20 protein-coding genes and 3 tRNA genes are annotated in these 21,035 nt (G+C 55.7%); 16 read left to right on the top strand and 7 right to left on the bottom strand.

Going from position 1 to position 21,035, the window contains the following annotated elements; genetic code table 11:
• Position 1: 1 nt before the first annotated feature.
• Positions 2 to 802 (top strand): AmmeMemoRadiSam system protein B, encoded by an 801-nt coding sequence (gene amrB / locus ABIE60_RS06880; RefSeq protein ID WP_354468700.1) that lies wholly within the window; start codon positions 2 to 4, stop codon positions 800 to 802.
• 10 nt (positions 803 to 812) lie between these two features.
• Positions 813 to 1,388: an AmmeMemoRadiSam system protein A gene (amrA, locus tag ABIE60_RS06875; protein WP_354468699.1), complete on the top strand. Its 576-nt coding sequence runs from the start codon at positions 813 to 815 to the stop codon at positions 1,386 to 1,388.
• Here the strand turns inward: amrA and ABIE60_RS06870 are convergent, their stop codons facing one another.
• From ABIE60_RS06870 to ABIE60_RS06860, 3 genes are all read right to left on the bottom strand, one after another.
• Positions 1,389 to 1,811: a DUF2185 domain-containing protein gene (locus ABIE60_RS06870; RefSeq protein ID WP_091823064.1), complete on the bottom strand. Its 423-nt coding sequence runs from the start codon at positions 1,809 to 1,811 to the stop codon at positions 1,389 to 1,391.
• Positions 1,812 to 1,977: 166 nt separating this feature from the next.
• Positions 1,978 to 4,575: a bifunctional aconitate hydratase 2/2-methylisocitrate dehydratase gene (acnB, locus tag ABIE60_RS06865; protein ID WP_354468900.1), complete on the bottom strand. Its 2,598-nt coding sequence runs from the start codon at positions 4,573 to 4,575 to the stop codon at positions 1,978 to 1,980.
• A gap of 260 nt (positions 4,576 to 4,835) precedes the next feature.
• Positions 4,836 to 5,066: a hypothetical protein gene (locus ABIE60_RS06860; protein WP_354468698.1), complete on the bottom strand. Its 231-nt coding sequence runs from the start codon at positions 5,064 to 5,066 to the stop codon at positions 4,836 to 4,838.
• A gap of 408 nt (positions 5,067 to 5,474) precedes the next feature.
• Between ABIE60_RS06860 and ABIE60_RS06855 the strand changes: the two genes are divergently transcribed.
• The 7 genes from ABIE60_RS06855 to ABIE60_RS06825 all read left to right on the top strand — a co-directional run bounded on the left by ABIE60_RS06855 (position 5,475) and on the right by ABIE60_RS06825 (position 10,344).
• A complete protein-coding gene (locus ABIE60_RS06855; protein WP_354468697.1) occupies positions 5,475 to 5,945 on the top strand; it encodes a hypothetical protein in 471 nt (156 codons plus the stop codon).
• A 22-nt stretch (positions 5,946 to 5,967) separates the two neighbouring features.
• A complete protein-coding gene (locus ABIE60_RS06850) occupies positions 5,968 to 7,239 on the top strand; it encodes a hypothetical protein (protein WP_354468696.1) in 1,272 nt (423 codons plus the stop codon).
• Between the two features lie 44 nt (positions 7,240 to 7,283).
• Positions 7,284 to 7,916 (top strand): hypothetical protein, encoded by a 633-nt coding sequence (locus ABIE60_RS06845; RefSeq protein WP_354468695.1) that lies wholly within the window; start codon positions 7,284 to 7,286, stop codon positions 7,914 to 7,916.
• 64 nt (positions 7,917 to 7,980) lie between these two features.
• Positions 7,981 to 8,343 carry a roadblock/LC7 domain-containing protein gene (locus ABIE60_RS06840; protein WP_354468694.1) on the top strand — a complete coding sequence of 121 codons (363 nt, stop codon included), beginning with the start codon at positions 7,981 to 7,983 and terminating at the stop codon, positions 8,341 to 8,343.
• Between the two features lie 76 nt (positions 8,344 to 8,419).
• Positions 8,420 to 8,881, top strand: a complete 462-nt coding sequence (locus ABIE60_RS06835) for a PAS domain-containing protein (protein WP_354468693.1) — start codon at positions 8,420 to 8,422, stop codon at positions 8,879 to 8,881.
• Between the two features lie 12 nt (positions 8,882 to 8,893).
• Complete coding sequence (locus ABIE60_RS06830) at positions 8,894 to 9,640, top strand: phosphate/phosphite/phosphonate ABC transporter substrate-binding protein (RefSeq protein WP_354468692.1); 747 nt, start codon at positions 8,894 to 8,896, stop codon at positions 9,638 to 9,640.
• A 74-nt stretch (positions 9,641 to 9,714) separates the two neighbouring features.
• On the top strand, positions 9,715 to 10,344 hold the full coding sequence (locus ABIE60_RS06825) for a MiaE family protein (RefSeq protein ID WP_354468691.1): 630 nt from the start codon (positions 9,715 to 9,717) through the stop codon (positions 10,342 to 10,344).
• On the opposite strand, the gene ABIE60_RS06820 is transcribed toward ABIE60_RS06825, so the two are convergent.
• Both ABIE60_RS06820 and ABIE60_RS06815 read right to left on the bottom strand, forming a co-directional pair.
• Positions 10,328 to 11,089 carry a UDP-2,3-diacylglucosamine diphosphatase gene (locus ABIE60_RS06820; protein WP_354468690.1) on the bottom strand — a complete coding sequence of 254 codons (762 nt, stop codon included), beginning with the start codon at positions 11,087 to 11,089 and terminating at the stop codon, positions 10,328 to 10,330. The two genes, ABIE60_RS06825 and ABIE60_RS06820, sit on opposite strands and share 17 nt — an antisense overlap.
• Complete coding sequence (locus tag ABIE60_RS06815; protein WP_354468689.1) at positions 11,089 to 11,592, bottom strand: peptidylprolyl isomerase; 504 nt, start codon at positions 11,590 to 11,592, stop codon at positions 11,089 to 11,091. The genes ABIE60_RS06820 and ABIE60_RS06815 overlap by 1 nt, the downstream gene beginning before the upstream one ends.
• A gap of 188 nt (positions 11,593 to 11,780) precedes the next feature.
• Between ABIE60_RS06815 and ABIE60_RS06810 the strand changes: the two genes are divergently transcribed.
• The 3 genes from ABIE60_RS06810 to cysS all read left to right on the top strand — a co-directional run bounded on the left by ABIE60_RS06810 (position 11,781) and on the right by cysS (position 15,814).
• The gene (locus tag ABIE60_RS06810; protein ID WP_354468688.1) at positions 11,781 to 13,460 is read left to right on the top strand and encodes a glutamine--tRNA ligase/YqeY domain fusion protein; all 1,680 of its coding nucleotides are present in this window, start codon (positions 11,781 to 11,783) and stop codon (positions 13,458 to 13,460) included.
• A gap of 2 nt (positions 13,461 to 13,462) precedes the next feature.
• Positions 13,463 to 14,353, top strand: coding sequence for a hypothetical protein (locus ABIE60_RS06805; RefSeq protein WP_354468687.1), 891 nt, complete (start codon positions 13,463 to 13,465; stop codon positions 14,351 to 14,353).
• Between the two features lie 69 nt (positions 14,354 to 14,422).
• Positions 14,423 to 15,814 (top strand): cysteine--tRNA ligase, encoded by a 1,392-nt coding sequence (cysS, locus tag ABIE60_RS06800; protein WP_354468686.1) that lies wholly within the window; start codon positions 14,423 to 14,425, stop codon positions 15,812 to 15,814.
• Positions 15,815 to 15,865: 51 nt separating this feature from the next.
• On the opposite strand, the gene ABIE60_RS06795 is transcribed toward cysS, so the two are convergent.
• Entirely contained in the window at positions 15,866 to 17,752 is a 1,887-nt protein-coding gene (locus ABIE60_RS06795; protein WP_354468685.1) for a PAS domain S-box protein, read from the bottom strand.
• A gap of 106 nt (positions 17,753 to 17,858) precedes the next feature.
• Entirely contained in the window at positions 17,859 to 18,713 is an 855-nt protein-coding gene (gene folD / locus ABIE60_RS06790) for a bifunctional methylenetetrahydrofolate dehydrogenase/methenyltetrahydrofolate cyclohydrolase FolD (RefSeq protein WP_354468684.1), read from the bottom strand.
• Between the two features lie 230 nt (positions 18,714 to 18,943).
• Here folD and ABIE60_RS06785 point away from each other — a divergent pair.
• The 4 genes from ABIE60_RS06785 (at position 18,944) to ABIE60_RS06770 (ending at position 20,647) form a co-directional block, all read left to right on the top strand.
• Positions 18,944 to 19,020: transfer RNA gene (locus tag ABIE60_RS06785), tRNA-Arg, on the top strand.
• A gap of 45 nt (positions 19,021 to 19,065) precedes the next feature.
• A tRNA-His gene (locus ABIE60_RS06780) sits at positions 19,066 to 19,141 on the top strand.
• Between the two features lie 36 nt (positions 19,142 to 19,177).
• Positions 19,178 to 19,262, top strand: a tRNA-Leu gene (locus ABIE60_RS06775).
• Between the two features lie 161 nt (positions 19,263 to 19,423).
• Complete coding sequence (locus ABIE60_RS06770; protein WP_354468683.1) at positions 19,424 to 20,647, top strand: tyrosine-type recombinase/integrase; 1,224 nt, start codon at positions 19,424 to 19,426, stop codon at positions 20,645 to 20,647.
• Positions 20,648 to 21,035: the final 388 nt, after the last annotated feature.

Raw genomic sequence — 21,035 nt, 5'->3', positions numbered from 1 at the left:
GATGACTGCAGCCATACGCCCGGCAGCGGTTGCCGGAATGTTTTACCCTGCCAGTGCGCAGGCGCTCAGTATGTTGGTGGACGATCTGCTGGAACATGCACAGGAACCCGAGCAGCTGCCGCGGCTGCCACGAGCGCTGGTGGTACCACATGCGGGTCTTGTTTACTCCGGGCCAATAGCGGCATTGGCCTATCGTCTGCTGCAGCGCGAGTTGTCACGGGCGCAATGGCGGCGTGTGGTGCTGCTGGGGCCCAACCATCGATTGCCCTTGCGCGACATGGCGCTGCCGGAAGAGGCGGGCTGGCATACCCCGCTGGGCGACATGCAACTGGATCGTCCTTTCATGCAGCAGTTGCAACAGTCTTTCGAGCTGGCGGTGCGCTCTGATGTTCATCTGCCCGAGCACTCCCTGGAGGTACAGCTGCCGTTCCTGCAGCGGGTAGCCCCTGAGCTGGCGCTGGTGCCCATACTGGTTGGGCAAACAGAGTCTGAACAGACGTCACGGCTCATACGGTACCTTTGGCAGGATCCGCATACGCTGGTACTGATCAGCTCGGATTTGAGTCATTACCACTCCTGGCAGGAAGCGCGGCGGCTGGATGCGATCACGACGGGTATGATTCTGGCCGAGGAGCCGCAACTGGGCTCCGAGCAGGCCTGCGGCTGCCATGCGCTGAACGGTCTGTTGCTGGCGGCACGGCAGGCAAAACTGGAACTGAGTTGTCTTGGTCAATGCACCTCCGGTGATACGGCCGGTGACAAGGCGCAGGTTGTTGGCTATGGGGCTTATGTCTGTTTCTGAATTTACATCCGTGCAGCGTACACAGATGCTGGCGATGGCACGCAGTGCCATAACGGCAATTCTGAATGCGGAGCGGCCTGACGTGCCATCAGTCGATGATTTGCCTGACTGGCTAAAGCCCCTTCGGGCCTGTTTTGTCACGCTGGAAAGCCATAAACGCCTGAGGGGGTGTATCGGTTCGCTGGATGCGCACAGACCTCTTGGGCAGGACATCATACTGAATGCTGTCAGTGCGGTAACGCGGGATCACCGCTTTGCCCCGTTGCAGCCAGGTGATCCTGTGCGGATCAGTCTCTCTGTACTGTCACCTTTGACACCTCTGCCTGTATCCAGTGAGACCGAGCTCTTGGCTGTCCTGCAGCCGGGCAGGGACGGGGTGGTCCTGCAGGCGGGTGAGCACCGTGCGACTTTTTTGCCGGTGGTATGGCAAAGCCTCTCAACGCCCGAGGCATTCATATCGGAGTTGAAACGCAAGGCGGGACTGCCGAGCGACTACTGGTCCGACAATGTGCGTATCTGGCGCTATCATACCGACAGCTTCGGTGAGGAGAGGGAGATGCCGGTTGTGGCAACCGGCACCTGCTGATCAGGACTCGCTGCGTTTGGTCGCGAACTGATCCACATCGTTGGTAATGCTGACATCCACTTTGGGGGCGGGAATGCGGAAGTCGTACACTCGCTCCCAGCCATCAGCGTCCGGGGCGCGCTCCCATACCGTGCCGGCGTTGTATTCGACCAGCTCAGTCAGGGATGGGTCAATTTCACATACCCTTTCAAGCGGAATCGGGATCAGATTGATCTGTTCATTTTCCAGGAACTCTTCAGTTTCATACCCGGTGAACATGCGCCAGCCAGTATCGTTCAGATGTTCTGGCACGGTCTTGTACATGAACCGGATCGGCAGCTTTTCCTCCAGCAGCAGACGCGAGACCAGTGCAAGATAGCCGTTCTTGGTCTGGGCTGTTTCATCGGCCTGGCTCAGTGGCTGATCGGGATTGGGTGATTTCATCGGTATGGGCCTTACGCTGTTTCGGGTAGCTTACGCAGTGCGGAGTATAACAGTTTGCCTGTACGTGCCGGAAATCAGCCGACGGAACAAACGAAAACCCCCGTCACTGGGACGGGGGTTCTGGGGTCGCGTCAGGGGTGACTTTACATCACCCCGGTCGGCGCAATCAGGCTTCTACGGTCGGGATGACGGTAGCGGCCTTGGCTACGTAGTTTTCCATCTGATCGAAGTTCAGGTAGCGGTAGATTTCACCCGCCATGCTGTCGATCTTGTTGGCGTAGGCCATGTACTCGTCAACGGTCGGCAGCTTGCCTTCCAGCGCCGCAACGGCCGCCAGCTCGGCAGATGCCAGGTAGACGTTGGCGCCGTCACCCAGACGGTTCGGGAAGTTACGCGTAGAGGTGGAGACTACGGTAGACTTCGCGGCCACACGTGCCTGGTTGCCCATGCACAGGGAGCAGCCCGGCATTTCCATGCGAGCGCCGGCCTTGCCGAAGATGTTGTAGTAGCCTTCGTCGCTCAGCTGGGCCTGGTCCATCTTGGTCGGCGGGGCGATCCACATGCGAGTCGGGATGGACTTGCCGGAGGACTCCAGCAGTTTACCGGCGGCACGGAAGTGACCGATGTTGGTCATGCAGGAACCGATGAACACTTCATCGATGCTCTGACCAGCCACTTCAGACAGCAGGCGAGCGTCATCCGGATCGTTCGGAGCGCACAGGATCGGCTCCTTGATTTCGGACAGATCGATCTCGATCACTTCAGCGTACTCGGCATCAGCGTCTGCACGCATCAGGCTCGGGTTCGCCAGCCACTCTTCCATGCCCTTGATGCGACGCTCAATAGTGCGTACATCGCCGTAGCCTTCAGCGATCATCCACTTCAGCATGACGATGTTGGAGCGCAGGTACTCGGCAACAGAGTCTTCAGACAGAGTGATGGTGCAACCTGCAGCAGAACGCTCTGCGGACGCATCAGACAGCTCAAACGCCTGCTCAACAGTCAGCTCTTCCAGGCCTTCGATCTCCAGTACGCGACCAGAGAAAGCGTTTTTCTTGCCAGCCTTTTCTACGGTCAGCAGACCCTGCTTGATGGCGTAGTAAGGAATGGCGTGTACCAGGTCACGCAGAGTGATACCGGCGTTACGCTTGCCCTTGAAGCGAACCAGGATGGACTCCGGCATATCCAGCGGCATGACACCGGTGGCAGCGGCGAAGGCGACCAGACCTGAGCCGGCCGGGAAGGAGATGCCCAGCGGGAAGCGGGTGTGGGAGTCACCACCGGTACCCACGGTATCCGGCAGCAGCATGCGGTTCAGCCAGGAGTGGATAACACCGTCACCCGGACGCAGCGATACACCGCCACGGTTCATGATGAAGTCCGGCAGGGTGTGGTGGGTCGTAACGTCAACCGGCTTCGGATAGGCAGCGGTGTGGCAGAATGACTGCATGGTCAGATCGGCTGAGAAGCCCAGGCACGCCAGGTCTTTCAGTTCGTCACGAGTCATCGGACCGGTGGTGTCCTGAGAACCAACGGTGGTCATCTTCGGTTCGCAGTACATGCCCGGACGTACACCGTCCAGACCGCAGGCCTTGCCGACCATCTTCTGAGCCAGGGTGAAGCCCTTGCCAGTATCGGCCGGCTGTTCCGGCTTGCGGAACAGGTCGAAACCTTCCAGACCCAGGGCGGCGCGTGCCTTCTCGGTCAGACCGCGACCGATGATCAGCGGGATACGGCCGCCGGCACGTACTTCGTCCAGCAGAACCTGAGTCTTCAGGCCGAAGGTGCAGATGACTTCATCGGTACCGTGCTTGCATACTTTGCCTTCGTACGGGTACACGTCGATCACGTCACCCATGTTCAGGTTTTCAACCGGCATTTCGATCGGCAGGGCGCCCGCGTCTTCCATAGTGTTGTAGAAGATTGGTGCGATCTTGTTACCGAAGCAGTAGCCACCGGCACGCTTGTTCGGCACGAACGGGATGTCGTCGCCGAAGAACCACAGCACGGAGTTGGTAGCAGATTTACGGGAAGAACCGGTACCCACAACGTCACCCACGTAGGCAACAGGGAAGCCTTTGGCTTTCACTTCTTCGATCTGGGCCAGCGGGCCTTTCACGCCGGGTTCTTCCGGGTTGATGCCGTCGCGTTCCATCTTCAGCATGGCATTGGCATGCAGCGGGATGTCAGGACGTGACCAGGCATCCGGAGCCGGAGACAGGTCGTCAGTGTTGGTTTCGCCCGGTACCTTGAATACGGTTACGGTGATTTTTTCGGCGACTTCCGGCTTGGAGGTGAACCACTCGCCGTCAGCCCAGGACTGCATGACCTGCTTGGCGTGCGCGTTGCCTGCTTCAGCTTTTTCCTGAACATCGTGGAAGGCATCAAACATCAGCAGGGTGTGAGACAGCGCCTTGGCAGCCGTCGGAGCCAGTGTTTCAATATCCAGGCACTCGACCAGCGGGGCAATGTTGTAGCCGCCGAGCATGGTGCCCAGCAGTTCAACCGCTTTCACCTTGTCGATCAGAGGGGAGGTCGCTTCACCCTTGGCAATCGCGGCCAGGAAGCCAGCCTTGACGTATGCGGCCTGGTCAACGCCAGCCGGTACGCGGTTGGTGATCAGGTCCAGCAGGAACTCTTCTTCGCCTGCAGGCGGGTTTTTCAGCAGCTCGACCAGGGCAGAGGTCTGTTCGGGATCAAGCGGCTTCGGCGGTACGCCTTCTGCAGCGCGTTCTTCTACATGTTTACGATAAGCTTCAAGCACGATATGGCCCTCATCTGTTTTCACCGCCGGACGCCGGAGTGGTCCTACTCCACCGACGGCGTATCGACTAGGTATCGAATGGTGATTGGCGAGCGAATTCTAGCGGAAGGGGGTGACAAAGTTAAGATGTGTCGACAATCGTCTTACCAAAGTATAAGAGCATGCAGCCTGAAGGGTTCAGGCCATAAGGCAGGCACAGCAGGGTCTGCCGGTGCCAATGACCGGCAAACTCATCAGATTGGGCAGCGATGGGGAGGAGGTCAGCCCAATCGAAGGATCTCGTTCTCGCCCGACACCTGAAACTCGCCTTTCTTGTCGTCCAGGACTTTGACCTGGCGGCCATCCTGAGTCAGGTATTCCGGAAGCTCCTGCTCCCATTCGGCTTTTTTCTTGAGGCTCCAGGGAGCGCGGTAGTGTTGCCGCATCACCAGCATGACAAATCGACCATCTTCACCGTGGGTGGGAAAGCTGCTGTCGTAATACTTGTGCATCTGAAAATACCAGTTTCTTGTTATTGGAAGATTGCCGAGTGTGAAACTCGGTGCACAGATAGCCTGAGCGCCTTTAAAGCTAGTCCAGATAATCGGTATGGGCAAATTGAAGAAGGCTTTTTCTTTATTCGTATTGGGTATTTTGTTTTCTTTGGTTAAAACAACGACTGAAACAAGAGTATTAATTAAATGTGTCCTAAAAAAGACATCACTTTAAAACATGTGATTGCATCCAGCCCAGTCATGGCGGCGAACAGAGTGTCAGTGGTGATATCAGGCAGCCCTGAATATTGAAAGGTTGATTCAAGGCTGTTGATGCCGGTCAATATTAGTGGAAGCGAGTTTGAAATCATCTTTAAAGCTACGTATAACACTCGGATACATTATCTCAGGCAGGAGGTAGCCTTGATGAACTTGGCAGTCAGTCAGGCTGAAGTCGCACAGGAAGAGCGTCCGGTAAATGCTGATTTGCAGTTAAGCAAACTGCAAATCATGTTCAATTTACAGGTCGACAAGCGACTGATCTACGCCGGTACCCAGCCAACTGTTGCTCTACGTTATCTCACGCGGCTGGTAGCCGCTCGTCCTCGTACCCTGCGTAACCATATTCGACGCATCTATCTTGCCATTCAGTGTGCTGACAGCGACCGCGTTACCGGTGCGCTGATCGATCTGTTGCTGGTTCTGCGCGGCAGAGGACAATTTCTGGTCAATCGCCTGATTCAACAGGCCGGTCCCTTGATTAAGTCGGAATACCGGATCGCAATGAACAAGGCCGTCGACACCCGTGATCTCTCTCGTCTGGCAGAGCTTCCACTGGAATATGCCGTGCTCAGTAATGGGCGCTGCATGCAATTTTCCAGACAGAAACTTCACTGAGTGCTTTTAGAAGGAATGTGCAATGCCGGTCAATGGTAAGCATTCAATAGGCATTATCGGCTTCGCGGCCAACGAAGCTGCAATGCTTGAGATCTTTTTTAACGGCAACAAGGCCAAGGGCTTCAAGCTTGTGCCGGCCGACAAGGCTGAATCGCTGCTGATCGGAATCAGCGATGCCAACAGTCGGCAGCAAGTGGAAGGGTGGGTGCGTCAGAATGGCAGTCGTCCTTTTATTGCTGTCGTAGACTCCGGTGCGGCGGAAAAGGTGAATGGGAAAAGCATACGTCTGACCCGGCCCTTGAGTATGGGGGCGTTGCAGCAGGCGCTGTCTGATCTGCAGTTGCAGCTTGGTTCGGCACCCGTTTCGTCTGCATCACAGATGATGTCGCCCGAGCAGCCGTTGCAGGGACAGCAGGATCAGCGTACAGCCGCTTTTGCGGAGTGGCAGGCACGTAAGGAGCGCAGCAGTCAGGCATTGAATGCCTGGAAAGGCGGCAACAGTCAGCGCCAGAGCGAAGCACTTCGCAGCCGCTTCAGCCTGGAACGGAATGAATTGAACAACCTGATTCTGGATGCGCAAAATCAGCTCAGGCAGCAGCACTCGGAAGTGAGCCCACCCAGGCCTTCGGCTCGGGCAACAGAGGCTGAGGTGCAGGAAACGGAATCACTGTTGTCTGATGAGCTGCGTGCGCCGCGTATTTCCGCTGAAATGATTCAGCAGTGTTGCGGTAACCTGCCTGACGTTAATCTGGACTCCGCAAGTGAACGTCGCCGCGTGTATTTCAATCTTGATGGGCTGTTGCTGCCCTGGATCAAGCGCTGTATCGAAGCGGGAAATGCATCCGGCAAGCCGCAGCAAGTGGTCGGCGTTCCTGGGGCTCTTTTTTACCTGCCAGAGGACAAGGAGTTTCTGGTCACCCTGGACTCTGACCTGCTGCTGCAGTTGACCCGCACCCGGTTTGGTTTTGAAGAGATCTCACTGCTGGAGCGTGAGCCGGATGCCGAACTTCCCAAAGGGCGACGGGTTGCCGCGGATGAACTGCTTTGGCAGCTGGCGCTGTTTACAGCTCGTGGTCGCCTGCCTGACACGCTGTCTGCGGAAGAGCATCGGTTGCTCAACTCAATACCTGACTTCGAGCGTCTGCTGGAGACGCCCCATGCGCGAAGCATTGCGGAGCTTTGGCAGAGTCAGCGATTGTCAGCACAGAATATTGCCTCAATGTTAGGTGTGCCTCAGCGCTTTGTATTTTCGTTCCTTGTGGCAGCGGACGCCATCGGTCTGTACTGTCCATGACCGGAAATGTGTGTATCACACCATGGATCTTTCGGAGTTAAACCGTGAATCAAGAACAGAATGATACCCCGCGGTATTTTCAGGTGACGCCCAGTGGCGCCTATTACGCGACACTGAACACCGAGCCCGAAGCACTGCGTGCCTTGCTGTTGCAGCTGCTGAGTGCTGATACCCATATTCCGTATATCAGCTCGCTGCTGCAGAAACTGACCGGAATGGGTGAGGAAGAAGCGCAGACGTTGCTCGATAAGGCAGTACAGCACGGCTTTGTTGATCTGCCGCAAAACCCCGAACCCATTGCGGCTGGCACTATTGAACAGCTGTTACCCGAATTTCTGCCGCAGCTGGCCGATGGCCGTGTACTGCTGGCAGACGATCAGGGCTTCTGCCTGGGGCAGTCGGGGTTCGGTGCCGAAGAGGCTGAAGCCGTGGCGGGGATGGCAGCTGATCTGGTGTCCATGCATGAGCGCCATCAGGCGCTGCTTGGCAGACACCTCGGGTTTGATGGTTCGTCCTGGGCGCTTGTGGACGCTGTGGGACAAAGTGAGCTGGGTTTCTGGACACTGCATGTAGGTGAGCAGAAATTCCTGCTAATTCTGGAAGGGATGCCTCATTTGAATCGGCAGCCTTTTGTGGACTTGATGTCGGTGTTGATCCGACGCTACCTGGATTACTGATAAAGCGGGCTGGCCGTTTTATACAGGATTAAAACCAGCGCTAATGGCCTAAAAGGAGACTACCATGCGCTCAGAAATGTTGACTTCCATTCTCAACGATCTCAACGGAACCTCTGCAGAAATCGAAGCTTCGGCCGTGATTTCTACAGACGGTCTCGTCATTGATGCACTCCTGCCTGCCGGCATGGATGAAGACCGTGTGGGTGCAATGAGTGCAGCCATGCTGTCGCTCGGCGAGCGTACCTCTCAGGAGCTGGCCCGTGGTGAGCTTGAGCAGGTGCTGGTCAAGGGCAAGGACGGCTACATCCTGATGACTCACGCAAACCCCGAATCAGTGCTGACTGTTGTTGCCAAGACCAATGCACGATTGGGTCTGATCTTCCTCGATGTCAAGCGCGCTGCAGAGGCTATCGGTAAGATTCTCTGAATCTTTCAAAGTGCTGGGCGTGCATGGAAGCATCAGTTAACTGATATGCACGCTTTTCTATCGGCCTGGAGTGTCTATGTCCGAACAAGATACCGGTGCCGCCACTGAGGTGCTGATCAAATATTTTGATGGCACTGAACGGCTGGCGAAGATCGTGGATCGCGAGGTGCCCTATCCGGATGGCAAACTGATCGTGTCCCGTACTGACCCCCAAGGCATCATTACTCACGCCAACCGCGCATTCATTGAAATGTCGGGTTACACCCGTGAAGAGCTGCTGGGAACCAATCACTATATTCTGCGCCACCCTGACATGCCCGCGGTGGCATTCAAGGACCTCTGGGATACCGTTGCCCAGGGCAAGAAGTGGCAGGGTTATGTGAAAAATCTGCGTAAAGATGGCGCGTATTACTGGGTGAAAGCAACGGTCATCCCGAATATCCGTAATGGCGAGCTGGTCGGGTATACCTCGGTTCGGCGCAAGCCATCACGCAGCAAAATCAAAGAAAGCGAAGCCCTCTACGCGACGCTTAGGTAATGGGGTGCTGCGATGACTCTTAATCTATCGGTCAGTCCTGACTTTCCGCCGTCACATCTGTCGGGCTGGTTCATTTTCAACACCTGGCTGCAGCGACAGCTGGGTACGGGCGTTCATCTTGAGCTGTATGACAGTTTCGATGCGCAGCGTGAAGACATTCGTAATGGCAAGATCGATCTGATCTATGCCAACCCCTACGATGCCTCGATGCTGGTTCGCGAGCTGGGTTTCAAGGTGCTGGTGCGACCGCGCAACCGTGCGGATGAAACACTGGTTGCCACGGCTGTATCCGATTCCCGAGAGCAGGTTGAAGACCTGAAACCGGGCATTACCGTTGCCACCACGGCTGATCCTGACGTACATACGATGGGGATGATCATGCTGGAGTCGGCTGATCTGGATGCCGGCAATGTTACCTTCCTTGAGCTGGACAGTTATGTTCTGGTGGCAAAGGCGCTGCTCAACGGCAAGGCTGATGTTGGCTTTTTCCTGCAGGCGGGGTATGACGAGCTTTCCGAGCTGATTCGCAAGAAGATGAAGCCTTTGGTAAGCAGTCAAATCAGTGTGGTACACCATACGCTGGTGGCCGGCCCCCGAATGGAGGAGCATATCCCGTTGCTGCTTGAGCGCTTGACCAACATGGAACATGACCCAAAGGGTCAGGATGTACTCAAGAGCATGGGGCTTGACGGCTGGGATCAGATGCATGAAGAGCAGACCGAGTTCATGATTGATCTCATTGATACGCTGATTGACTGAACCATCGGCTGTCGATAGAGCGGGGTGCTGTTATAATGCGCCCCGTTTTTATTTGCAGAAACAGGTAATGCTGGATGGACGCCCTGAGCGAAATCAAAGATTTTCTTGGCTGTGAAACTCCAAAGGAGTGGCTTGAGCTGGCTGCGAAACCCGAATCCCAGCTGATTCTGCTCACCGATCATGCCCACTGCGAGAAAAAAGCCGCCTCCACTGCAATGACGTTGATGTTTCGTTATGTGGACCGTTCGGATCTGCTGAACAAGATGTCCCGGCTGGCGCGCGAGGAGTTGATCCATTTTGAGCAGGTGCTGGCCCTTATGGAGGCTCGGGGTCACCGTTATGACCACATGAGTCCGGCGCGCTATGCAGGTGGCCTGCGCACAACCGTCAGAACATCTGAACCGGGGCGCTTGATTGATGTGCTGATCATTGGGGCTTTTATCGAGGCGCGCTCCTGTGAGCGCTTCGCGGCGCTGGCGCCTTCACTGGATGATGAGCTGGCAAAGTTCTACCGTTCACTGCTGAAGTCAGAGGGGCGTCACTATCAGGATTATCTGCAATTGGCGCGAGACTATGCAGGTGAGCCGATCGATGACCGCATCGAACATTTTCGTCAGATTGAGCGTGAGTTGATTCTGGCCGAGGATGACGAGTTTCGCTTCCACAGCGGTCGTCCCTCGGCTTCCCTTATAGCTGCTGCCTGAGAACAGGCTGCAGCGCCTCTCCAGCCGGAAGGTCAAAGGCGTACAGGCGGATACCCTGTGCGTCCATCTCCAGATACCACCCCTCTCGGTCCCAGTCTCCCAGCACAATGCGCTCGCCGCGATCACCGTTTTGTCGGTGGTGCAGTGCGGGGCGGTGGGTGTGGCCGTGAATGATCAGCTCCACTTGCTCACGCTGCATCAACTCGCTGACGGCTGTGGCGGATACATCGGTGATGGCCTCGGCCTTGCCGGCCGTTTCGCTGCGGCTGGTTTCGCGCAGCTGTTGGGCTATCGCCATGCGCTCGGCCAGGGGTTTGGCGAGAAATGCCTGTTGCCACTGCGGGTTGCGTACCATGTGGCGAAACTGCTGATAGTCCTGATCGTCAGTGCACAGTTGGTCGCCATGCAGTACCAGAAAAGGACCCTGTTCCGACTCAAGGCGTACCACCTCAGGCAGTAATGTGACCTCAAGGCGTGCAGCTGCCTCCTGGCCGAACAGAAAGTCTCGGTTGCCGTGCTGAAACAGGATGCGTGTGCCCTGAGCGGACAGCTTGCGCAGTGCCTGGTAAACAGGCTCCAGGTATTCCGGTGCGCCATCGTCACCCACCCAGGCTTCAAAAATATCGCCCAGCAGGTAAAGCTCATCAAAGTCAGGTGCTGTCTGCTCCAGCAACATAACAAACGCCCGGATAATGTCCGGGCGTTTGTCGTGCAGGTGCAGATCGGCGATGAACAGCCGTCGCATTACTCGTCCGCTTGTTTGATGCTGGCTGACTCAATGACCACGTCTTCAACCGGAACGTCCTGGTGTCCGGCGCGCATGGTGGTGCTGACCGCCTTGATCTTGTTGACCACATCCATGCCGTCGACAACCTTGCCGAATACGGCGTAACCCCAGCCTTCAGTGGTTTTGGCCGTGTGGTCGAGGAAGGTGTTGTCAGAGATGTTGATGAAGAACTGAGCCGAGGCAGAGTGCGGGTCCATGGTGCGGGCCATGGCAATGGTGCCGGTCTGGTTGGACAGGCCGTTATCGGCTTCGTTCTTGATCGGTTCACGGGTCTCTTTGGAGATCATGCCGGGCTCGAAGCCGCCACCCTGGATCATGAAACCGTCGATTACGCGGTGAAAGATCACCCCGTCATAGAAGCCATCGCGTACATACTGCTCGAAATTAGCTGCGGTTTCCGGCGCCTTTTCGTGGTCCAGTTCCAGTGTAATGTCGCCGAAATTGGTTTGCAGGATGATCATATCGGTTTCCCTGTTTCTCTTATGTGTGGGGCTATTATACTCAAGTCTTACATCGCTGCATCCACCTGATGACGGCGGCTGTGATTTGAGCCGGTGTCCGCGTGCGTGCAGGGCTGATCTGCGGTTATAATGATCGGCTTCAGTTCCGGCAATCGGCCGGCCTTTTTCAGCTTCGACAAGACATGGATATGACCAGAAACGACAGTCCCAAGCCGAACAACTTTATCCACCAGATTATTGAAGATGATCTCAGCAAAGGCCTGAACGATGGGCAAGTGGTGACTCGATTCCCGCCTGAACCCAATGGCTATCTTCACATCGGTCATGCCAAGTCGATCTGCCTGAACTTTGGCACGGCGCTGCGCTTCGATGGCCAGTGCCAGCTGCGCTTTGATGACACCAACCCCGAGAAGGAAAGCCAGGAGTACATCGACTCCATTATCGAAGATGTACGCTGGCTCGGGTTTGAGTGGAGCGGTGAGGTGCGTTACACCTCTGACTATTTCGAGCAGCTGTATGCCTGGGCGGTCCATCTGATCAATGAAGGCAAGGCCTATGTGGACAGCCTGAGCGCCCATGAAATGCGTGAGTTCCGCGGCACACTGACCGAACCCGGCAAAAACAGCCCCTACCGTGATCGCGACGTAGCAGAGAATCTGGCCCTGTTCGAGAAGATGCGCAACGGCGATTTTTCCGAGGGTGAGTGTGCGCTGCGTGCCAAAATCGACATGGCTGCGCCCAACATGAACATGCGTGACCCGGTGATCTATCGCGTTCGCCACGCTCATCATCATCAGTCCGGTGACAAGTGGTGTATCTACCCCTCCTATGATTTCGCTCACGGTCAGTCCGATGCCATCGAGGGCGTTACGCACTCCATCTGTACGCTGGAGTTTGAAGATCATCGCCCTCTGTATGACTGGTTCATCGACAATCTGCCGGTCCCGGTCAAGCCGCGTCAGTATGAGTTCGCCCGCCTCAACCTGAACTACACAATCACCAGCAAGCGCAAGCTCAAGCTGCTGGTTGACGAAGGGCACGTTAATGGCTGGAACGATCCGCGCATGCCGACCATCTCCGGTATGCGTCGTCGTGGCTTTACACCGGCTTCAATCCGCAATTTCTGTGACATGATCGGCGTGACACGCTCCAACGGCACGGTTGATATGGGGATGCTGGAAGCGGCTATCCGTGACGATCTGGATGCCAATGCACCGCGAGCCATGTGTGTCATCGATCCGATCAAGGTTACCATCAGCAACCTTGCCGAGGGTGAGCAGGAGTGGTTTGAACTGCCGGCGCATCCCAAGGATGAGTCCATGGGGCTGCGCAAGGTGCCGTTCACTCGCAATCTGCTGATTGAGCGTGAAGACTTTGCCGAAGAAAAGCCGAAGAAATGGAAGCGTCTGGCGCCGGGCGATGCGGTGCGCCTGCGTGGCGCCTATGTGGTGACCTGTGACGAGGTGATCAAGAACAAGCAGGGCGAAGTGGTAGAGCTGATCTGCAGTTATGACCCGGCTACCAAGGGTGAGAACCCCACCGGTTACAAACCCAACGGCGTGATTCACTGGGTGTCTGCCGATAACTCAGTGCCTTGCGAAGTGCGTCTGTATGACCGCCTGTTCACCGAGGCCAACCCCGATGCGGACAAGAGCCGTGACTTCCATGAGTTTCTGAACCCTGAATCTCTGCGTGTGATGTCTGATGCGCGTGCCGAGATCGGTTTGAAGCATGCCGTTGCGGAAAGCCGTTACCAGTTTGAGCGTAATGGCTATTTCTGCGTTGACCCTGACTCCAGTGAGCAGAAGTTGATCTTCAACCGCACCGTCACGTTGCGGGATTCCTGGGCCAAGATTCAGGCGAAGTAATCATGCGAGCAGGGATGCGCGTTGGGCCGGCAGTATTGCTGAGTGCGATGTTGCTGGCAAGCTGTGCCAGTCACCCGGTTGCTCAGCCAGCCAGCATCCTCTCAGTGCAGCGGTTGGCTGTACTGCCGCTGGAGGTGATTGAGTCTTCAGGGCTGGCTCGGCATGACGGGCGGCTTTGGACCCACAATGACAGCGGCGGTGAGCCGCTGCTTTATCGTCTCGACCAACACTCTGGCAAGGTACTGGAAACCCGTCGTGTGCGTGATGCGCTCAACTTTGACTGGGAAGAGCTGGCTCAGGATGATGCCTGGCTGCACGTGCTTGACTGCGGCAACAACCTTGGGCGGCGTGACTGGATGCAAATCTACTCGGTACGCTGGTCGGCACTGCAGTCAGGGAATGCCGGTGTGCCCGTTGCCTCGCGCTTGAAAGAGTTTCGTTTCGCCGATGCCGGCGAGTCGGCCGGTGCCTATGCCCACAACAATGACTGTGAAGCGGCCGCTGTGGTGAATGGCCGGCTCTGGGTATTCAGCAAGAACTGGCAGGATCGGCATACTCGGCTGTATCGGATTGATCCGACGGATCAGTCGCGGCAGACGGTTGAACCCGTTGGGCGTTACCCGGTCGGTGGCTTGATTACGGCTGCGGACTACGACCCTGGACGGCAGCGTCTGGTGTTGCTGGGCTATACCAAGGGGCGAATCAGCTCGCGAGCCTTTGTCTGGACGGTGCCTGTCAAGGACGACCTGCCGGACTGGGAAGGGGCTCAATATCACAGCCTCACGCCTGCAGGGCAATGGGAAGCCGTTCTCTGGACCCGCGATGGCCTTCTGCTGACGCGCGAGAGCAGTCTGCTTGGGCAGGCCTGGCTGGGCACTGTATCCTTGCCATGATCACAGGTCGCTTTCACGCTATAATCCCGTTTTTGCGCTTTCCACTCATTTCAGGTCTGGCGGATAGTAATGCTTCAAATCTATAACACTCTGACCAACAGCAAGACAGCCTTTACCCCCATTGAGCCCGGCAAGATCCGCATGTATGTCTGCGGTGTGACCGTGTACGACTACTGTCATATTGGCCATGCTCGGGTGATGGTTGCCTTTGACCTGATCACGCGCTACCTGCGTGCCCGTGGCTGGGATGTCACCTATGTGCGCAATATCACCGATGTGGATGACAAGATCATTCGTCGTGCAGCCGAGAACGATGAGCCCGTCGATGCGCTGACCGAGCGCATGATTGCTGCCATGCATGAAGATGAGGCGCGGCTGTTTGTGCTGCGCCCGGATCAGGAGCCGCGCGCCACGGCGCACATTGACGATATCATTGATATGGTCTCGACTCTGATCGAGAAGGGCTATGCCTATGCGGCAGCCAATGGCGATGTTTACTACCGAGTTGAGCGGTTTGAAACCTACGGTCGTCTGACCAACAAGGTGTTGGAAGACCTGCGCTCGGGCGCCCGTGTTGAAGTTGAAGAAGCCAAGGAAAGCCCGCTTGACTTCGTTCTCTGGAAGGCTGCCAAGCCTGGTGAGGTCAGTTGGCCTTCGCCTTGGGGTGAAGGGCGTCCCGGCTGGCATATCGAATGTTCGGCCATGTCCAAGTGCTGCCTGGGCAAAACCTTTGACATTCATGGCGGCGGTCCGGATCTGCCGTTCCCGCATCATGAGAATGAAATTGCCCAGTCCGAGGCGGCCAATGGATGCACCTACGTCAATTACTGGGTACATGCAGGGCCTGTTCGCATGGGGCAGGAGAAGATGTCCAAGTCATTGGGCAATTTCTTTACCATTCGTGAAGTGCTTAAACACTTCAACCCCGAAGTGATCCGCTATTTCCTCTCCAGTGTGCACTACCGCAGCTATATCGATTACTCGGAAGATGGGTTGCGCGAAGCGCACAGTGCGCTGGATCGTTTCTATCAGGCGCTGAAGGCAGTGCCTGAGCTGGCACAGGAAGTGACACTGCAGAACGACTATGAGCAGCGCTTTGTTGCCGCCATGGATGATGATTTCAATACGCCGCGCGCGCTGGCCGTTTTGTTTGAAATTGCCAGTGAATTGAACAAGGCGGTGCGTGAAGGTGATGCTGCAGCACCCCAGTTGGCGGCGCAGCTGAAACATCTGGCCGGGATGATTGGCTTGCTGCAGCAGGAGCCGGATCAATTCCTGCAGGGGGAAGCAGGTGAAGGAGATCTTTCCGCCGAGGAGATCGATGCGTTTATTGAGCAGCGTGCCCAGGCACGCAAAAACAGGGACTTTGCCGAAAGCGACCGAATTCGTGATCTGTTGGCTGACAAGGGCGTGATCCTTAAGGACAGCCGCGAAGGTACCAGCTGGTATCGCGAAAGCTGATCACTGGCAGGTGGCTGCGACTCCTTGCGGCTGCCTGCCATTCCTTTTGATCTAGAGTTGTTTGTCTTCTATGCGGGCCTGGTCGTCCTGCTGGCGCAGGTCGGCTGTCTGTGCCAGCTGTTCCTTGAGTGCCTGCAGCTGGGTGTAATCAAGGCCACGTCTTTGTTCGGTTACATCGCGCATCAGACAAACATAATGCCGGGTCTGCTGTTGTTCATCCTTCACCGCCGTGACATTGGTCTCCTGAATATAAAGTCGACCCTCCCGTGTGCGATTGACAATATCACCGCTCCACTCGCCGGTATCGATCAGCGTCTTCCACATGCGGTAGAAAAACGCGTTGTCATGATGACCCGAGTTGAGCACTGAAACACTGCGTCCTGCCATGGCGGCGGGGGCGTAGCCCGTCAGTTTCTGGAAGGCGGCATTGACCAGCTCGATCCTGCCGCGCTCGTCCGTGACCATGATGGCATCATGGCTGTGATGAAATACCGCATGGGCAATTCTGGACTCGTGGCGCTGTTCTTTTTCCGATGTGATATCACGAAACATCACCTGAATGGCCTGCTCGCCACGATAGTGGATCATGGTGCTTGATACTTCGGCTTCAAAGGTCGATCCATCCAGGCGCATCAGTTTCTGTTCTGCGGGCTTAAGTGTTTCGCCACGGGCCAGTGCGGCCCCGCGGTTACGAACAAAGTCCAGGCTGTCAGGGTGCACCAGAGTATCGATACTGCGCTGTATTAACTCATCTGGTGAATGGCAGCCGAACAGGGCAGCGGCGTGTTCGTTGGCAAGTTCCACAATCCCGTTGACATGCACCACAATCGCTTCAGGTGACTGCGTGAACAGTGTTCGATAGCGTTGATACATCTCTTCGGCGCGGGCAGCCATATGGCTGCTCAGGCGCAGTGCCTGATGCCGTGCCTGAATGAAAAACAGCAGCAGTGAGGCGATCAGCAGGGTCAGTGACAGGCCTGATATCAGCGTGGCACCGTGGTATTGGCTGAATGCATCCCGGTGAAGGTCGGGGTCGAGGGGGCTGACCTGAAGGTGGATTTTCTGTCCCGCCAGTTGCAGGCTGGCGGCGTGCTGCAGTCTGGCTTCGGGCTGATCCAGTGCAGGGTGGGAATCATAGCTGACCGAGGGGTTGCCCTGACGAGCATCGATCAGCTGGATTCGCAGCGGGTTGGTCAGATCGTTCAGGCTTTCCTCTACCAGCTGGCTCATGCTGAAGCCGAGCGTGACCCAGCCCAGAAAGGCTGCATTGGTCTGTACTGGCAACAGCAGCAGGTAATCCAGTGAGTTGATGTCGGTCGGCAGCAGGGACAGCGGCAGCGTAACGCTCATTTCACCGCTGGTCATCGCCTCCATGGCGGCAATGCGCCGTGAATCACCGCTGTAGATATCATATCCGAGCATGCGGTTTTCCACGGCTGCGGGTGTCAGGTGCATGATGACGAAGCTGGGCTGGTCGGCGACAGGTGGCGGGAAAATGGTCAGCTTGCGTTCGCTGTGCTGGTTGAAGCGATCAACAAAAGCCTGGCGTTCTTCAGGTGCAAGGTAGCGGGTGTAGGACAGACCAACGATTCCCAGGTCTGAGTAGCGCATGTCATAGGAATCAAACATCTGGTGCCAGCGTTGATTCAGCTGCAGGGTGGGGGCGTCGGGATGGTTCAGCACCAGGCCGCGGCCCGCTTTCATCAGCAGCGTGAAGCGATCAACCTTTTCCTGCAATACACGGCTGGTTTGCTGTACGGTTGCCTTGAAGCGATTTTCCAGCTCCTGGCGCTGCTGGGTGGCCTCGCGCTTCGCCAGTGTCAGGCTCAGCAGCGTGCCGGCGATGATTATCAGAGCAACCGGGAGGCTGATCTGACGCAGCCAGTAACGCAGGTGGTTTCTGTTGCGCTCGGGGAGGGTGTCCTTGTCCATTTGCATCCTGCAATATTCCTGCAAAACTTGTCCGTAAAAACTAGCAGATTTTCGCCATTAAAACAGGTGTTTTTGGGTGCCGGCTCAATCTGAAGTCGACACCCGCCATTCGCTAGCCTTCCAGCATGGCAGACGCTTCAAGCGTGTTTTCCATCAGGCTGGCAACGGTCATCGGTCCAACGCCGCCCGGCACCGGGGTGATCCAGCCCGCACGCTCGGCCGCAGGCTCAAACTCAACGTCACCGACCAGACGACCGTCATCCAGTCGGTTGATGCCGACATCGATCACAACCGCGCCGGGCTTGATCCACTCGCCCTTCACCAGTCCGGGGATACCAACACCAACCACAACAATGTCGGCACGGCGAACATGGGCTTCAAGGTCGCGGGTAAAGCGGTGCGTGGTTGTGGTAGTGCAGCCTGCCAACAGCAGCTCAAGCGTCATTGGTCGGCCCACGATATTGGAAGCGCCGACGATAACGGCTTCCTGACCATGCAGGTCGATACCGGTGGACTCCAGCAGTGTCATGACGCCTTTGGGAGTACAGGGGCGCAGTACCGGAATGCGCTGGGCCAGGCGGCCAAGGTTGAAGGCATGGAAGCCGTCTACATCCTTGTCCGGGCGGATCTGCTCCAGTACTTCGGTGGCATCAAGATGACGCGGCAGCGGCAACTGGACCAGAATCCCGTCCACATTATTGTCATCATTGAGTGTGCTGATCAGCTCCAGCAGCTCTTCACGACCGGTCTCGGCCGGCAGATCGTAGGCGCGTGAAGTAATGCCTACCTCTTCACAGGCATTTTTCTTGTTGCGAACGTATACCTGAGAGGCCGGGTCGCTGCCGACCAGAATCACGGCGAGGCAGGGCGCACGTTTGCCCTGTTCGAGACGGGCCTGAATTCCGGCGCGTACTTTCTGTCTGACCTCGGCGGCGATTTGCTTGCCATCAATAATGCGGGCGCTCATGGCTGGAGAATGTTCCTTTAAGCTGCATATAAGTGGGAAATGAATAATGCCGCCGATTTTCTCATCTTTGGGCCTGCAGGGCCAATGCACTTTTCTTTTGGCGGCACAGATACAGAGTGTTGTTTCTGCTGAAAAATATTGAATCCGGGTGTTGACCTTACCGAGGCGCTGCCTTAGGATACGCACCTCCTCGAGACGGGGTAGATACCCAAGACGAGGCGGCGTATTATGCGCCCGTAGCTCAATCGGATAGAGCAACGGCCTTCTAAGCCGTAGGTTGCAGGTTCGAGCCCTGCCGGGCGCGCCAGCATGCTGGTAAGGTCGTCTAAAAGGTTGAGTATACAAGGTTATGGTGGGCGTAGCTCAGTTGGTAGAGCCCCGGATTGTGATTCCGGTGGTCGTGGGTTCGAGCCCCATCGTCCACCCCATTACCTTGGAAGCTTCAGCCGCTGGCTGAAAAGTTGGCGGACGTGGTGGAATTGGTAGACACGCTGGATTTAGGTTCCAGTGCCGCAAGGTGTGAGAGTTCGAGTCTCTCCGTCCGCACCAAACACAGTAATTATGAATCCGTAATTACATCTTAAGGCCCCGTTTTTACGGGGTTTTCTGTTTTTAGAGTCACCTGTTAGCACCAGTTTAACCCCACTTATGCTTGTCACCTTTGTACAAAGCCTTGTACTATCCAGTTAGGTTTGTACAAAGAGGTTGAGATGAAGCGGCAAGATATCAAGCGCTTCCCACTTGCGGACTCCGTGATTGCAGCGTTGGAGGCTGAGGCTAAAACTTACAGGGTAAGGGACTCGGATGGCCTCTATCTCAATGTCACCAGTACCGGAACTAAATCGTGGCTGCTGCGTTACAAGTCAGTCAATGGTAAGTGGGCCTGGATGGGGCTGGGTGACTACCCTGATGTCTCTGGAAGGCTTGCCAGGGAAAAAGCTCGTGAGCTGCTGGCCAAAGTCAGAGATGGCAAAGATATTAGATCTGACAGTGCCAAGCGAGAGGCAATGCTGTTTGAAGTTATTGCTGAACGTTGGCTTGACCGTAAGATAGCTGCAGGCCGAGCACCTGGAACTACCCGTCAAATGCGGCTCTATCTTGACTCGGACATCTTGCCTGTCTTGAAGGGAAAACCAGTTGATAGCATCACCAGAAAAGACTGCACTTTGATACAGCAGCGGCTTGAATTACGTAAAGCTCATAACATGGCCAAGAAAGTCAGGAGCTGGCTAAACCAGATTTTCTCGCTTGCGATCGCTGAGGAGCACTGCGAATATAACCCCGCCAGTGAATTGAAACACGTAGCCGAAAAAGGACCTCCAACCAGGCACTACCCTTACCTGTTGGAGAATGAGTTACAGGCATTCCTCCAAGCCTTGCGCGATTCAAATAGCCGTAAACCGACTACAATCCTTATCCGTTTGGTTTTAAATACAGCTTGCCGACCAGGCATGGCCCGTCTGGCCCGTTGGGATGAGATTGATTTTGAAAAAGCGCTTTGGACGATACCGGCGAAACGTATGAAAATGCGACGCGAGCATCTAATACCTCTGTCGAGCCAGGTCTTGTTGATGCTGGATGAGTTGCGTGCAATCACCGGCCGCAGTGTCTATTTATTCCCTGGCAATGGTTCAGAAAACTCGACCCTGAGTGAAAATACTCTGAATAGAGCTCTGAGTTTGATTGGATATAAGGACCGGCTTGTAGGGCATGGTTCGCGTCACACTGCATCCACAATTCTGCGTGAACATGGCTGGCCGCGCGATATTGTAGAACACCACCTGTCCCATTATGAAACAGGGGTTGCGGGTGTCTACAACAAAGCGGAGTATCTGCCACAACGTAGAGTTATGATGCAGTGGTACAGTGACGCGCTGGCTGCCCTGGAAATTGGTGATAGTCCCCCCCTTATACCTGCTGAGATTCGTTCATAATTTTCTCACAGTATGTGTAGATGTCGATTAACCGGAAACGTACAGAGCTATTCCGGCTTGAGCCGTCCTTAAAGCCCTTCGGGCAGTGTGGATCATTTTTGCGGCGACGATCAAACTCACTGATACTCATTGCGAGCAGTGAAGCGGCCTCCCGCCGGGTGATAAGAGCGTAGTTTGGGTCAAAATTGCATTTCATGTTCATTGTTACACCTCTTGTGGTCCAGTGAGGTTAGCCTACTGCAATTCGATCATGTTCAAAGTCGGGAAAATGCCGATTTTTGGTAAAAACTCAAAAAACAAAAGTTTGATTTTTTCCTGGTTTCTATTGATGCTTCATTCAATTTCCGTTGTTTATCAATTAGATGCTTGCATATGGTTAATCACAATA

Source organism: Marinobacterium sp. MBR-109, from assembly GCF_040547565.1.
In the GTDB taxonomy this organism is placed as follows: domain Bacteria; phylum Pseudomonadota; class Gammaproteobacteria; order Pseudomonadales; family Balneatricaceae; genus Marinobacterium.
The sequence above is the reverse complement of the archived record's forward strand: the minus strand, read 5'-3'. Positions and strand labels throughout refer to the sequence as shown.